Source organism: Micromonospora sp. PRAS1, from assembly GCF_059553435.1.
The window spans coordinates 64,551-78,016 of record NZ_JCANNB010000017.1 but is presented as its reverse complement, the minus strand read 5'-3'; the positions used below and the strand labels follow the sequence as shown (position 1 = coordinate 78,016).

Here is a 13,466-nt window from a genome sequence, read left to right as displayed (position 1 = left end):
AACCTAACAGCGACAAGCATCAATGTAAGATCGCCATCCCGCCAGGAGGATGCTTTATGTCCAGATCTAGACCAGCCAATGTCTGGCTGGCGTCGGCCGGCGTCGCGTTGCTGGCGTCGACGGCCGCCGTCGTGGCGCTGCCGGCCAGCGCCGCAGCTGCGGGCTGCTCGGTGAACTACGCCGTGTCATCGCAGTGGCAGGGCGGCTTCGGTGCCAACGTGTCGATCACGAACCTGGGCGATCCGTTGACCAGTTGGACGTTGACGTGGTCGTTCGGCGCCGGGCAGACCGTCACGCAGGCGTGGAACACCACGCTGACCCAGAGCGGTGCCGCGGTCACCGCCCGGAACGTCAGCTACAACGGCAGCATCCCGACCAACGGCTCGACCTCGTTCGGCTTCAACGGGTCGTGGACGAGCAGCAACCCGGTGCCGACGAGTTTCGCCCTGAACGGTGTGACGTGCACCGGTGGGGTGGCACCGACCTCCGGGCCGACCACCGGGCCGCCGACCTCGGCGCCCCCGACGACGCCGCCGCCGTCGGGTAACTGCAACCTTCCGTCGTCGTACCGGTGGTCCTCGACGGGTGCCCTGGCGCAGCCGCGGGCCGGCTGGGTGTCGCTGAAGGACTTCACCCACGCGCCCTACAACGGCCAGCACCTGGTCTACGCCACCACCCACGACACCGGGACCAGCTGGGGTTCGATGAACTTCGGCCTGTTCTCCAACTGGAACCAGATGGGCTCGGCCAGCCAGAACCCGATGCCGTTCAACGCGGTCGCACCGTCGTTGTTCTACTTCGCGCCGCGCAACATCTGGGTGCTGGCCTACCAGTGGGGCGGTCCGGCGTTCTCCTACCGGACCTCGACCAACCCGACAAACGTCAACAGCTGGTCGGCGCACCAGACGCTGTTCACCGGCAGCATCTCCGGCTCCGGCACCGGCCCGATCGACCAGGCGCTCATCGGTGACGACCAGAACATGTACCTGTTCTTCGCCGGCGACAACGGGCGCATCTACCGGGCCAGCATGCCGATCGGCAACTTCCCGAGCAGCTTCGGCTCCAACTACACCACGATCATGACCGACACCACGAACAACCTGTTCGAAGGGGTGCAGGTCTACAAGCTTCAGGGCCAGAACCGGTACCTGATGCTGGTCGAGGCGATCGGCGCGCAGGGGCGTTACTTCCGCTCCTTCACCGCCACCAGCCTCGGCGGCACCTGGACCCCACAGGCCGCCACCGAGAGCAACCCCTTCGCGGGCAAGGCCAACAGCGGCGCCACCTGGACCAACGACATCAGCCACGGTGAGCTGATCCGTTCCAACGCCGACCAGACCATGACCGTCGACCCCTGCAACCTGCAACTGCTCTACCAGGGCCGCGCCCCCAACTCCGGCGGCGACTACGGCCTGCTGCCCTACCGGCCGGGTCTGCTCACCCTGCAACGCTGACCCCGTAGATCCGAAGAACCGCCAGCGGGCGGGCTCGGCACCAGGCCGAGCCCGCCCGTAGCCGCCCGGGCATCGGGCGAGGCAACAACCGGGGACCGTAGGCCGAGCCGGCGGGGGCCTAGACGTCGGAGAGCCAGGCCAGCACCCGGCCCCGGGACCAACAACGGCCAATGGTCTCGACGCCAGGGGACGACCGGCCGAACACCGCCAGGCCGATCAGGCTGTGGCCCGACGCGCGGCGGTCGCCGAGGGTCGGAACCGTCGGCGCGACTCCGACCCCTTCCACCGAAACCCACGCCACCGGCCGCTCGGCCGCAGCCTGCTCGATGCGTTTGAGGAAGCGCAGGCGGCGCTCGGGCGTGAAACGCGACAGCGCCCACGTCGTGGTGACGACCGGCAGGGCGGTCGCGGGCACCCGGGAGACGGCGTCGGGCAGCATCTCGACCGGGTCCCCCTGGAGCAGCAGGGGAGGGGCGCTTGCCGCCAACCCCAGCTCCGCTTGGAGCCTCGCCATCGGCTCCCGCTGGTCCGGCCCGAGGCAGGCGCGCAACCATCGGGCGTCCTCCGTGTCGGTCACGTCGATCGGATCGAGGTCGACGGCGACCCGGGTGAGGACCCGGGGGATCGCCCGCGACGGAACGGGCCGGTCTCCCACGAGAGAACATGACCGCTGCACCGGAGAGGACGGGTCGCCAAGCGATTGGCCGTTGCTGTATGCGATGCCCACGCGATCGACGTTGAGGTTGAGCCCTGCCGAACGGCCCACGTCGATCAGCCCCACCGCGTCCACACCCAACCGGCGTGCCGCCTCGGCGATTGCCGGGTACAACACGGCGTAGCGCCCGGTCTCGTCGGTCTGCGCCTTTCGGCGGGCGGCGATGGCCACCACCGAGTCGGTCATCCGCAACAGCGTGTCGATGGCAGCGCCAGCGGCAGCGTCGCCGTCCGCAGCGGCATAGGCCGCGGCGAGCGCCGGGGCGTGTCCGGCGAGGGCGAGGTCGTGCAGGGCGGCCAGGATCACCGTGGGGTGCCGCTTGCGCGCCGGTGCCGTCTCGATGGCGCGCAGTGCCTCGTCGGACTCACTGAGGGCGACGGCGATGCGCTGGTGCAGCGGAGATGTTTCGGCCGCGTCGACCTCACCGAAACGTCGGTACACCTGTTCGAGGGTCCGGCTGCTACCTGCGGATGCGGCGCTTGCTGCGGTCAATCTTCGCATTCCGCAGATTCTAGCCATTGCGGCGATAATTCAGCGCCCAACTTGCCGGAGTCGGAAGGAAGGGTGGCTACCGTGCCTGCGGCCGGCGCCTTGGGGCACCGGCCCGGCCGATGCCGGGGGCGGGGGTTTCCGGCGCAACTCCACCGCTTGAATGACCGATATCGGCAATGAGACCGAAGACTTATATCTGTCATTACGGACCAATCCGTGACCAGGAATGCCCGGAACCTTCCGGATGCCGGGCCGCCAGTTGGGCATACCGGGCCGGTGCCCTGTCCCGTCGACGGGACAGGGTCCACGTCGCCCGACGAACAAACCTGTTGCTGCTGCCGGATGCTGATTATATTCAGCCCCATGACCCTGCTCATGCGGCGACGGGGCTTTGATCCCGATGCGCTGAGTTGCCGATATTTCACCAAGCGCCGGAAGTGGATGGTGTGAAACTTCTCGCACTTTTGGCCGGTTGACACGGCATCGACGTACGCCATGAGTAATTGCTTTATCCGGTTCGATGAATTCTGTGCACTCTGGGGGGAGTTACTGATGCCAGTTCCCGCTAACCGCCGGAGCGAAGGCTCCTACCGTCGTACGGGTGGTTGCGTGCCGGGTCGGTCACCGAGGACGACCAGGGAGGACGTCAAGTTCGTCCGTTGGCCGGCCGAGCGGCACCTGCGCGACCTGTGCCGTCAGGAGCGGATACCGTGTCTGCTGGTCGTCGAGGGCGGCGCGGAACCGCCCGTCTGTAGCGATCCGCGCGAGGACTGGGTTCGCACCCCGATCTCACCGTCAGACCTGGACGCCCGGGTGACCGCACTCCGGCAACGCTCTCACGACCGGCGCACGCCTGTTCTCGACCCGGCCGGGACGTTGTCGTTCAGGACGGCGTCCGTCGTCATGTCCAGCACCCACCTCGAACTGATGGACCTGTTCGTCGAACGTTTCGGCCAGGTGGTCCACCGCTGGGAGTTGATGGCGATTCTCACGAAGCGCGACTCGACCTCAACACGAAATGCCCTCGACCTGCACATCATGAGAATGCGGAAGCGGATCGCGCCGCTCGATCTGGATATCGTCACGGCGTGGGGTCGTGGCTACGCACTGGAAGAGAAGTCCAAATGGGCCGCGGTGGCCAGCAAGTCGGCTGTTGATCATTTCTAGGGTGCCGGCCGGTGGCTATGGGGTTTCGTCCTGCGTGGTGCTGCCGAGTGTCTCCGCTGCGGCTCGGTCGAGGGTGGAGATTATCCACTGGTCGAACTCGATGCTGGATTGGTGTGCGGCCTGGCGCCATCGGATGAGTCGCCGGTCGGGTATGGGAATGCGGGGCATCAGCGCCGTCTTGGCGGTGTCCGTTGTGGGTTCGGGGCGGGTTGCTTTGATGGCGGCGCGAAGTTGTTTGACCGACCAGATCTGGGTTTCGGCTTCGTCGAGCCAACGGTCTTGTTCTTCGGCGGGCAGTGCGGCTACTTCGGCGTGGTGTTGGAAACTGAGGCCCGGTCGTCGGCGGGCTAGTGGGAAGCGGCCGGCGACCCAGGCATAGTTGCGCAGGGTCTGATAGTCGAGTCCGACCGCCTGGACCACGTGTCGGTAGCGATCGGCGTATTGTTCCTTGCCGTACACGAGCCAGTCGCCAAGACACCAGGACGAGGAGTCGACGATACCGGAAAGCTGTGCACCGGTTCGTTCCCAGTGTTCGAAGGTCATTCGTACGGGCATCCGCAGACCGACTCTGGTCAGCATCACCTGTTCCGGCTCTGCCGGGCGTTGCCTCGGTAGGCCAGCCCTTGGCGGCGGGACCACCCGGAGCGCTGATACAGCGTTGCGTGACGATCGGCTACCCGCGCTCATCCCACTCAACCTCCCGACAGTCGGGCAAATCTCTATCTCGGCTTCCCGTTTCGGTGTCGCCCGGAACATGTGTGATCGACACGCGCGGGAGGCACCCGCAAGGCCGCCGGCTCGGCAGAAGCGGCCTTGCGGGTGTTCCGGTCACTTCGAACGCAAGGTGTACTTACGCGTCGCCAGCGGGGCGAAGATGGCGACCAGCAGGATCGACCAGGCAACCGTCAGCAGCACATCCAGCCCCGGCGGATTGCCGTTGAACAGGTCGCGCAGCGCGTTGACCGTCGCGGTCATGGGACTGGCGTCGGCGTACACCCGCAGCCAGGTCGGCATCGACTCGGTAGGTACGAACGCCGACGAGATCAGACTGAACGGGAAGATCCAGATCAGGCCGGCCGACTGCGCCGCCTCCGGGTTGGGCACCGACAGACCGATCATGGCGCCGACCCAGGTGAGCGCGTAGCCGAAGAGCAACAGCAGCGCGAGTCCGCCGAGGGCGGAGAGGAACCCGCCCTGGAAGCGGAAGCCGATCAGCAGGCCCATGAGCACCACGACCAGCATCGACACGACGTTGCGAAGGATCTCCGACAGCGTCCGGCCGACGAGGACCGCGGAACGACTCATCGGCATCGAGCGGAACCGGTCCATCAGGCCACGGTCCATGTCGGTGGATATGCCGATCGTGGTGCCGGCGACCGAACCGAAGAGCACCATCTGCACCAGGATGCCGGGCAGCAGGAACTGGGGGTAGTTCCCGCCCTCGACATTGATCGCGCCGCCGAAGACGTAGGCGAACAGCAGGATGAACATGACGGGCTGAACCAGCGAGAACATCACCAGTTCCGGGCTGCGCGTCAGGTGCCGCAGGTTACGCAGCGCCATCTGCCAGGCGTCGGAGAACCACCAGGACAGGCCGCTCTGCTGCTGTGCGGCGGCGGGCTCGAGCCGCGGTTCCAGGGACGTGGAGACCATCACCGCTTACCACCCTTCTTCTTGCCGTTCACGTCTTCGGATGCCCGGGCCGTGGCGGTGTGCCCGGTGAGAGCGAGAAACACGTCGTCGAGCGTGGGCCGGCGCACGGCCACGTCGGCGATTGCGATGCCGGAATCGCGCAGCGGATTGAGTAGCTCGTTGAGCGTCATGCCCTCGGGCAGGGGCGCGTGCACCTGCATGCCCTCCGGGTCGCCGACCGGCTCGGTGCCCAGCCTCTCGCGCAGGATCTGGGTCGTCTTCTCGACCGCGGCGGCGTCGATGAGAGTCACGTCGGCCCAGGCCTGGCCGACCTCCGCCTTCAGCTCGTCGGGCGTGCCGCTGGCGATCACCTTGCCGCTGTCGATCACCGACAGCGAGTCGGCGAGGTGGTCGGCCTCCTCGAGGTACTGCGTGGTGAGCAGGACGGTGGTGCCCTCGTCGACCAGTTCGTTGACGATGCGCCACACGTCCATGCGACTGCGTGGATCGAGGGCGGCGGTGGGCTCGTCGAGGAAGATGAGCTGGGGCCGGCTCATCAGGGTGGCGGCGATGTCCAGCCGGCGGCGCATACCGCCCGAGTACGTCTTCGCCTGCCGGCCGGCGGCCTCAATCAGGTCGAAGCGTTCCAGCAACTCGTTTGCCCGGACCTTGATGTCCGGTGTGGACATCCGGAACAGCTTGCCGACCATGTGCAGGTTCTCCCGCCCGGTCAGCATGTCGTCGACTGCGGTGTACTGACCGGTCAGGCCGATGATGGAGCGCACCTGTAGCGGATTGCGCCGCACGTCGAAGCCGAATACCTCGGCCGTCCCCTCATCTGGCCTGAGAAGGGTGCTCAGCACCCGGACGGTGGTCGTCTTGCCCGCACCGTTAGGCCCGAGCAGACCGTGCACCGTACCCTCCGGCACGGTGAGTTCGAGGTGATCGAGAGCGGTCACCGAGCCGAATCTCTTGCACAGTCCAGCTACTTCAATCGCTGCTGGCATCTCCAGGATTCCTCTCAAAGGGGCCAACGAATGTCGGCGTGCTCTGATCCTGGAATCTACCCCTGAACATCCCTTTGAACGTTTAGCCGCGAGACAAGCGGGAGCGAGGCGCTATAGTCTCAAACGTGATGTATTTCCGCCCTGCTGATCTCGCCCATGAGCACGGCCTTTCCCCGCAATCGGTGCGCAACTACGAGCGTGATGGTCTCATCCCGCCGGCCCGGCGCACGGAGACCGGGTACCGGCGGTACACCGAGAAGCATGCTGCGGCTCTGCGGGCGTACCGCGCCCTCATCCCGGCGCACGGGTACGCCGAAAGCGGCGCAATCATGCGGGACATCACTGCCGGACGGCTGAATGAGGCGTTGACGGCCATCGACCGCAGTCATGCGGAGCTGCTGCGTGACCGGGGAACCCTGGACGCGGTGGCCGAGGTCCTGACCCACCTGACCGGACGCTCGACCGGCACCTGGCGTGCTCCGAAGAACACCCAGCCCTACAGCATCGGCGAGTTGGCGCACCGGCTCGGTGTCAACGTGGCGACCATCCGGAAATGGGAGACGTCGGGCGTACTCGCTCCGGTCCGCCGGCCGGAAACCGGACACCGGATGTACGACGCCAGCGACATCCGCGACGCGGAACTGGCGCACTTCCTGCGGCGCGGTCGCTATCCGCTCGAGCTGATCGCCACGGTGGTGCAGCAGGTTCGGGCGGCCGGAGACACTCAGGCGCTGGCTGCGGCCCTTGCGGACTGGCGGCAGCGCGTCACCGCCCGCGGTCTGGCCATGCTGAACGCTGCCGCCCAGCTCGCCAGCTACCTCGCGATGGAGGAGAACTGAACTCGAAGCCCGGCGCGCCGACGAAGCACTGGCCCGGGACTGTTCCGGGAGGGTGGGGCCGTACCGACTCCACCCATCCCGATCTCACTGCGTGCGGGCGGTCGGCTGCTCCCACATCAGTGCGTCGTGGACCTGTGCCCGCAGCTGCCGCAGCTGGGCGAAGGGCAGGGTGATCCGGCGGGCCAGATAGTCGACGCCGGTGCTGCCGCCGGTGCCGTTGCGGTTGCCCACCATCTTCGAGACCAGCGCCAGGTGGGTCATCTTCCACCGCCAGTAGCCGTTGGCCACGTCGAGCAGGCTGTCGGCGATGCGGTTGAGCACGCCGGCGCCGGGGCCCCGCGCGCAGACCTCGGCGACGCTTGTGCCGTTGTGCTCGGTCAGCCGCTCGAAGGCCCGGTAGAGGCGGCCCTCCTGGCGCTCGCCGCCGAGCAGCCGTGCGAGCAGGCGGAACTGCGCCGACTGGGCACCGCTGGCCCCGTCGAGGAACGGGCGGAACTCGGCGAAGTGGCGCAGCGGCAACCGCTCCAGCGCGACCACCTGCTCGTGCAGCACCCGGAGCAGCTCAGCGGTGCGCTGGAGGAATTCCAGCGCCAGTTCCTCGTCCTCGGGCCCGTAGGGCGGCGTCATCGCGTCCGCCGCGGCGTCCAGGTCGAACGTCACCTGCTTGAGCCACAGCTCGCAGGCCTGATGGGTGATGATGAAGAAGTGCTCGGCCAATACCACGGACCGGCTCGCGGTGTCCGGGGCGCGGGTCGCCTGTAGGGAGAGCAGCGTGTCGACCTGTAGGTAGTCCGCGTAGGTCAGGGTCGTCATCGGGCGGTCCCACCGCGTTCTCGCGCGAACTCCAGCAGCTCGCGTACGCCGCTGCGCAGCACCGACGGCGCCACGCACATGGCGATCCGGACGAGATGACGGGACCAGGGCGCCGGTTCGGCCGAGATGACCCGTCCCCGGGAGTCCAGGCGGGGCATCAGCGCGAAGCCGGTGCCGGGAACCACCGCCACGTTCCGGGTTTCCAGCAGCCCGGCGGCGAACTCCTCGGCGGTCAGACCGGTCGGCGCGACGTCGAGCACCGCGTACCAGCCACCGGCGGGCAGTTCGGGCAGCAGGCCGGCGTCGCGTACGGCGGGCAGCGCCGCGTCGCGGTTGGCGAGCACCATGGCGCGGTTCTCCCGTACCACGTGTCCCAGCCGCAGCGCCGCCAGCCCCGCGTACTGCACCGGGGTCGACATCGCGATGAGATTGGCCTCCTGCACGATCCGGACGGCCTGCGCGGTGCGGTCGTTGGCGCAGCTGAGGTACCCCAACCGGTAACCGGTCATCGCCAGGCTCTTCGAGAAGGAGTAGGAGCTGTGCACGATCCGCTCGGCAACCGGCACCTCCCGCTCCAGCGAAGCGGTCGAGATGTGTTCGCCGGCGAAGACGAAGTGCTCGTACGCCTCGTCGCTGATGATCTGCCAGCCCCGGGCGCGCGCCATGTCGATGAGCGTGCTCAGGGTCGCCGGGTCGAGGACGGCACCGGTCGGGTTGGCGGGTGAGTTGACCAACAGCACCTTGGTGTTCGCGGTCGAGGCCGCCAGCACCGACTCGGGGTCCGGCCGGTAGTCGCGCCCCAGCGGGTAGAACACCGGGCGGAGACCGGCGAGCAGCGCCTGCTGGAGGTGGATGGGCCAGTGCAGCTCCGGCAGCAGGATCTCCGCGCCGGGTTCGGCCACCGCCTGCATCAGCGCGGCCAGGCCCTGACAGGAGCCGGGGGTGACGAACAACCGGGACACGTCGGCGTCCACACCGTTCTCGTCGGCGAGCTTCTCCACCAGACGCTCGCGGAGCTCCAGCAGCCCCTCGACCGCTGTGTAGTCGGTGCGCCCTGCGGTCACCGCCTGCGCCAGGGCCTGCGCGACCTCCGGTGGCGGGGTGAAGTAGGGCTCGCCGACATGCAACTTGGTCACCGGGACGCCGGTGGCGCGCTCGCGGTCGTCGGCGTCGCGGAAGACACGGTGCAGTTCCGACGACGGGATCGTCGACGCGATCGCAGCACCGTCGAGCAGCTTGGGATAGGGGCTTGGCAGGGGCATCTAATCTCCGTTTCGATCGTGGCGGCGGTACGCGGGGGACATCAGGAGGTGCGACCGCCGTCGACGGGAATCAGCGCTCCGGTGATCCAGCCGGAGAACTCCGGGTCGAGCAGGCCGCAGACCCACCCGGCGATCTCGGCGGGCTCGCCGAAACGGCCCAAGGGGGTCGCCGCGAGCAGCGACGAGCGCAGCGACGCGGACTGCACGGAGTCCAACCCCATGTCGTCCCACATCGGTGTGTCCACGGGGCCGGGCAGCACGGCGTTGACCCTCACGTCCGGGGCCAGTTCCCGGGCCAGCGATCGGGTCAGACTGTTCAGGGCGGCCTTGCTGGCGCCGTAGAAGGATCGCCCCGGCATGGCCAGCACCCCACCGACGGACGACACGTTCACCACCGCGCCCCGATGCGCACGCAGGTGGGGCAGGGCCACCCGGATCAGCGCGGCCGGCGCGCGGACGTTGGTGGCGAGCAGCCGGTCGAAGTCGTCGTCCGACGCCGTGTCGAGCGCCGAGAAGCGGGCCAGGCCGGCGTTGTTGACCAGACCGTGCACCGTACCGAAGCGGGCGGTCGCGGCGGCGACGACGTGTTCGGCCGCGCCCGGCTCGGTGATGTCGGCGGCGACGACCTCGACCCGACCGCCACCACCTCCGGCCAGCTCGCGCAACGCCGCCTCGCGGCGCCCCACCACGACCACGTTCGCGTCGCGGGCCAGCAGGTGTTCGCTGATCGCCCGCCCAAGCCCCGTACCGGCGCCGGTGACGATCACCGTGCGACCGGCGATGCCGTCGCCGCGCTCAGCCACGGCGGGCCACGCCTCGGCTTCGGTTGGGGACACCGACGGCGTGGCTGGCTGGGACGGCCGGTCGCCGCGGTGTGCACGGCCGATGTCCGCGTCCGGTGACGCGATGAGCGGTTGTGAGCATGGCCTCCGCCTCGACCAGACTGGTGTTCGGGCTCCAATCTCCCGCCTGGAAGGCGGATCGGCATCCATTCCGACAGAACTGAGCCAGATGCGGCCGCGGTGCTGCCGGGGCTTGTGACGATGCGGGCAGCTACGACTTCGCCGCCGGATCTCCGGATCCCGTACGGAAGGATCTGTCGATGAGCTCGCCCACGGCCGGCGCCACCGCGCTCGACCTCGCCGACCCGACGACGTTCGTGCGCTACGACACGCACGCGTTCTGGGCCGAGGTACGTGACCACAACCCCGTCTACTGGTACCCGGGCCGCGAGGACCGTCCCGGCTTCTGGGTGGTCTCGCGATACGCCGACGTGCTCGCCTCCTACACCGACGCGGCGAGATTGAGCTCGGCGCGCGGCACCGTGCTGGACGTGCTGCTGCGGGGCGAGGACTCCGCCGGCGGCCGAATGCTCGCGGTCACCGACCGGCCGCGCCACCGCGAACTACGCAACATCATGCTGCGCGCCTTCTCCCCCCGGGTGCTCGGACCGGTCGTCGAGCAGGTCCATCGCCGCGCCGACCAGCTGATCCGGTCGGTCACCGGTACCGGTGGGTTCGACTTCGCCACCGAGGTCGCCGAGAGCATTCCGATGGGCACGATCTGCGACCTGCTGTCGATCCCGCCGGCGGACCGGCCGGATCTGTTGCGGTGGAACAAGAACGCCCTCTCCTCCGACGAGGCCGACGCCGACCCGTACGCCGCGCTGGAGGCCCGCAACCAGATCCTGCTCTACTTCATGGACCTGGCCGAGCAGCGGCGGGCCCGCCCGGGCGACGACGTGATCAGCATGATCGCCACTGCCGCTGTCGGCGGCGAGCCGCTCTCCATCGACGACGTCTCGCTCAACTGCTACAGCCTGATCCTCGGTGGCGACGAGTCGTCACGGATGTCGGCGATCTGCGCGGTAAAGGCGTTCGCGGACTTCCCCGACCAGTGGCGGGCCGTGCGCGACGGTGACGTCGCGATCGACACCGCGGTCGAGGAGGTGTTGCGGTGGGCCACTCCGGCCATGCACTTCGCCCGTACCGCCACCACCGACTTCGAGCTGCGCGGCCAGCAGGTGCGGGCCGGCGACATCGTGACCCTGTGGAACCTCTCGGCCAACTTCGACGAGCGGGAGTTCGACAGGCCCTACCGGTTCGAGGTGGCGCGTACCCCGAACAAGCACGTGTCGTTCGGCCACGGCCCGCACTTCTGCCTCGGTGCCTACCTTGGCCGGGCCGAGCTGCAGGCGTTGCTCACCGCGTTGGTCGCAACCGTCTCGCGCATCGAGTACGCGGGGTCACCCCGGCGCGTCTACTCGAACTTCCTCAACGGCCACAGCTCGCTGCCCGTCGCCTTCACGGGTCGCTGACCCGGCCCAGGTCCTCACCCCGACGTGCGGAGTGCGACCTTGTCGACCTTGCCGACGGCGGTGCGGGGGAACTCCTCGATCGGCACCACCCGGTCCGGGATCTTGTAGGTGGCCAGACCGCGCTCGCGGAGGAAGGACTTGACGGCCGCCGGACTGACCGGCTCGTCGCGGAGGATGACGAAGGCGACGGTCTTCTCGCCCAGCACCGGGTCGGCCACCCCGACCACCGCCGCGTCGCGGATCGCGGCGTGGGTGAGCAGGTGCTCCTCGACCTCCTCGGCGGGTACCTTCTCCCCGCCACGGTTGATGATGTCCTTGATCCGCCCGACCACCACGATGCTGCCGTCGGGCCGGCGGCGGACCATGTCGCCGGTGCGGAAATAGCCGTCAGGGGTGAACGAGCGTCGGTTCTGTTCCTCTGCCCGGTAGTAGCCGCGGATCGTGTAGGGACCGCGCACCAGCAGCTCGCCCTCGGCGCCATCGGGCACGGGCCGACCGTCGGTGTCGACCACGAGGATCTCGTCGTGCGCGGCCAGCGGGCGTCCCTCGGTGGCGAGGACGATCTCCTCCGGATCGTCCAGACGCGTGTACGTCAGCAGCCCTTCCCCTACGCCGAACCACTGCGTCAGCCCGGCACCGAGGCTGGTACGGACCTCGGCGGCGCGTGCGGGGTCGAACTTGGAGCTGCCCACCTGAAGCAGCAGGTGCGGAAACCGGGCGTCCGACTTGCGAGCGGCGTCGATCCACAGTCGCACCACGGGCGGCACGAGCGTCGTGAGCGTCACCCGTTCCCGCTCCAGCAGCTCGAACACCTCGTCCGGCCGGACACTGGAGGTGAGCACCGCGGTGCCACCGACCAGCAGGGCACCCAGCACGCCGGGACAGCCGAGCGCGGAGTTGTGCCCGACCGGGTTGACCGCCAGGTACACGTCCTGCTCACCGAACCGCAGGGCATCAGCCGTGGCCCGCATGTTGTAGGCGTAGTCGTCGTGCGTGCGTGGGATGAGCTTGGGCAGGCCTGTCGTACCGCCGGAGAGCAGGAACAGCGCGGGCTCGCTGGGATCGACGGCAGGCAGGTCACGCCCCGGCCGGTACAGGTCCGTCAGCGCGGTGAACTCCTCGGCGTCACCGACGACCACGACATGCTTCAGCGCGGGCACCTCGGCCCGTACCTCGCGGGCCAGTGCGCGGTGGTCGAAGCCCCTGACCTGGTCGGCGACGATCAGCGCGACCGCCTGTGAGTGTGCGCAGAGGTGGGTCAGCTCGACCTTGCGGTGTCCCGGCAGCGCCATGACGGGTATGGCGCCGATCCGCAGCAGCGCGTAGACCGCCACCACGAACTCGGGCACGTTGGGCAACTGGACGACGACCCGGTCCAACGGTTCGATGCCCAGGTCCAACAGTCCGCCCGCGACGGCTGCGGATTCGCTCGACAGCTCGGCGTAGGTCATCCGCCGCTCGTCGCAGACGAGTGCGGTCTTCTCGGCGTGCCGGGCAGATGCCTCGGTCAGCAGGTCTCCCAGTGGCCGTCCCTGCCAGTACCCCTCGCGGCGGTAGAGCGCGGCAAGTTCCTCGGGCCAGGGCACACAACCATCGAGCATCGCTTCCACCCAACAGATCGAGGTAGTTGAACAGCACGGCGTCTCGACGCCATCGCCCCAGCGTGACCCATGCCGTGCTGCCCAGCCGGTATGGCGACAGGGACGTGAAAGGAGCGCCCGGGGCGGCACCCGCCCTGTCGCAATCCTTTCGCAGCCGGGCGCCGACG

General features: G+C 68.5%; 12 protein-coding genes. 4 read left to right on the top strand and 8 right to left on the bottom strand.

What is annotated here, in order from left to right; translation table 11 throughout:
- Positions 1 to 56: 56 nt before the first annotated feature.
- Positions 57 to 1,454: a glycoside hydrolase family 62 protein gene (locus tag AC507J_RS17970; RefSeq protein ID WP_496290311.1), complete on the top strand. Its 1,398-nt coding sequence runs from the start codon at positions 57 to 59 to the stop codon at positions 1,452 to 1,454.
- Between the two features lie 118 nt (positions 1,455 to 1,572).
- On the opposite strand, the gene AC507J_RS17965 is transcribed toward AC507J_RS17970, so the two are convergent.
- Positions 1,573 to 2,670, bottom strand: coding sequence for a DUF2332 domain-containing protein (locus AC507J_RS17965; protein ID WP_496290310.1), 1,098 nt, complete (start codon positions 2,668 to 2,670; stop codon positions 1,573 to 1,575).
- 600 nt (positions 2,671 to 3,270) lie between these two features.
- Here AC507J_RS17965 and AC507J_RS17960 point away from each other — a divergent pair.
- Positions 3,271 to 3,828: a helix-turn-helix domain-containing protein gene (locus AC507J_RS17960; RefSeq protein WP_496290309.1), complete on the top strand. Its 558-nt coding sequence runs from the start codon at positions 3,271 to 3,273 to the stop codon at positions 3,826 to 3,828.
- A gap of 15 nt (positions 3,829 to 3,843) precedes the next feature.
- On the opposite strand, the gene AC507J_RS17955 is transcribed toward AC507J_RS17960, so the two are convergent.
- The 3 genes from AC507J_RS17955 to AC507J_RS17945 all read right to left on the bottom strand — a co-directional run bounded on the left by AC507J_RS17955 (position 3,844) and on the right by AC507J_RS17945 (position 6,467).
- Complete coding sequence (locus AC507J_RS17955; RefSeq protein ID WP_496290308.1) at positions 3,844 to 4,407, bottom strand: LmbU family transcriptional regulator; 564 nt, start codon at positions 4,405 to 4,407, stop codon at positions 3,844 to 3,846.
- Between the two features lie 249 nt (positions 4,408 to 4,656).
- Positions 4,657 to 5,481 (bottom strand): ABC transporter permease, encoded by an 825-nt coding sequence (locus AC507J_RS17950; RefSeq protein ID WP_496290307.1) that lies wholly within the window; start codon positions 5,479 to 5,481, stop codon positions 4,657 to 4,659.
- On the bottom strand, positions 5,481 to 6,467 hold the full coding sequence (locus AC507J_RS17945; protein ID WP_496290306.1) for an ATP-binding cassette domain-containing protein: 987 nt from the start codon (positions 6,465 to 6,467) through the stop codon (positions 5,481 to 5,483). The genes AC507J_RS17950 and AC507J_RS17945 overlap by 1 nt, the downstream gene beginning before the upstream one ends.
- 128 nt (positions 6,468 to 6,595) lie before the next feature.
- On the opposite strand from AC507J_RS17945, the gene AC507J_RS17940 reads away from it, so the two are divergent.
- Complete coding sequence (locus tag AC507J_RS17940; RefSeq protein WP_496290358.1) at positions 6,596 to 7,306, top strand: TioE family transcriptional regulator; 711 nt, start codon at positions 6,596 to 6,598, stop codon at positions 7,304 to 7,306.
- 84 nt (positions 7,307 to 7,390) lie between these two features.
- Here the strand turns inward: AC507J_RS17940 and AC507J_RS17935 are convergent, their stop codons facing one another.
- The 3 genes from AC507J_RS17935 to AC507J_RS17925 are packed head-to-tail and all read right to left on the bottom strand — an operon-like array spanning position 7,391 to position 10,217.
- On the bottom strand, positions 7,391 to 8,119 hold the full coding sequence (locus tag AC507J_RS17935) for a tryptophan 2,3-dioxygenase family protein (protein WP_496290305.1): 729 nt from the start codon (positions 8,117 to 8,119) through the stop codon (positions 7,391 to 7,393).
- Positions 8,116 to 9,381 carry a pyridoxal phosphate-dependent aminotransferase gene (locus AC507J_RS17930; RefSeq protein ID WP_496290304.1) on the bottom strand — a complete coding sequence of 422 codons (1,266 nt, stop codon included), beginning with the start codon at positions 9,379 to 9,381 and terminating at the stop codon, positions 8,116 to 8,118. Before AC507J_RS17930 ends, AC507J_RS17935 begins: the two co-directional genes overlap by 4 nt.
- A gap of 41 nt (positions 9,382 to 9,422) precedes the next feature.
- On the bottom strand, positions 9,423 to 10,217 hold the full coding sequence (locus tag AC507J_RS17925) for an SDR family NAD(P)-dependent oxidoreductase (protein WP_496290303.1): 795 nt from the start codon (positions 10,215 to 10,217) through the stop codon (positions 9,423 to 9,425).
- A 266-nt stretch (positions 10,218 to 10,483) separates the two neighbouring features.
- Between AC507J_RS17925 and AC507J_RS17920 the strand changes: the two genes are divergently transcribed.
- A complete protein-coding gene (locus tag AC507J_RS17920) occupies positions 10,484 to 11,698 on the top strand; it encodes a cytochrome P450 (protein ID WP_496290302.1) in 1,215 nt (404 codons plus the stop codon).
- A gap of 14 nt (positions 11,699 to 11,712) precedes the next feature.
- Here AC507J_RS17920 and AC507J_RS17915 read toward each other — a convergent pair whose 3' ends face one another.
- Positions 11,713 to 13,299, bottom strand: coding sequence for a (2,3-dihydroxybenzoyl)adenylate synthase (locus AC507J_RS17915; protein WP_496290301.1), 1,587 nt, complete (start codon positions 13,297 to 13,299; stop codon positions 11,713 to 11,715).
- Between the last annotated feature and the right edge of the window lie 167 nt (positions 13,300 to 13,466).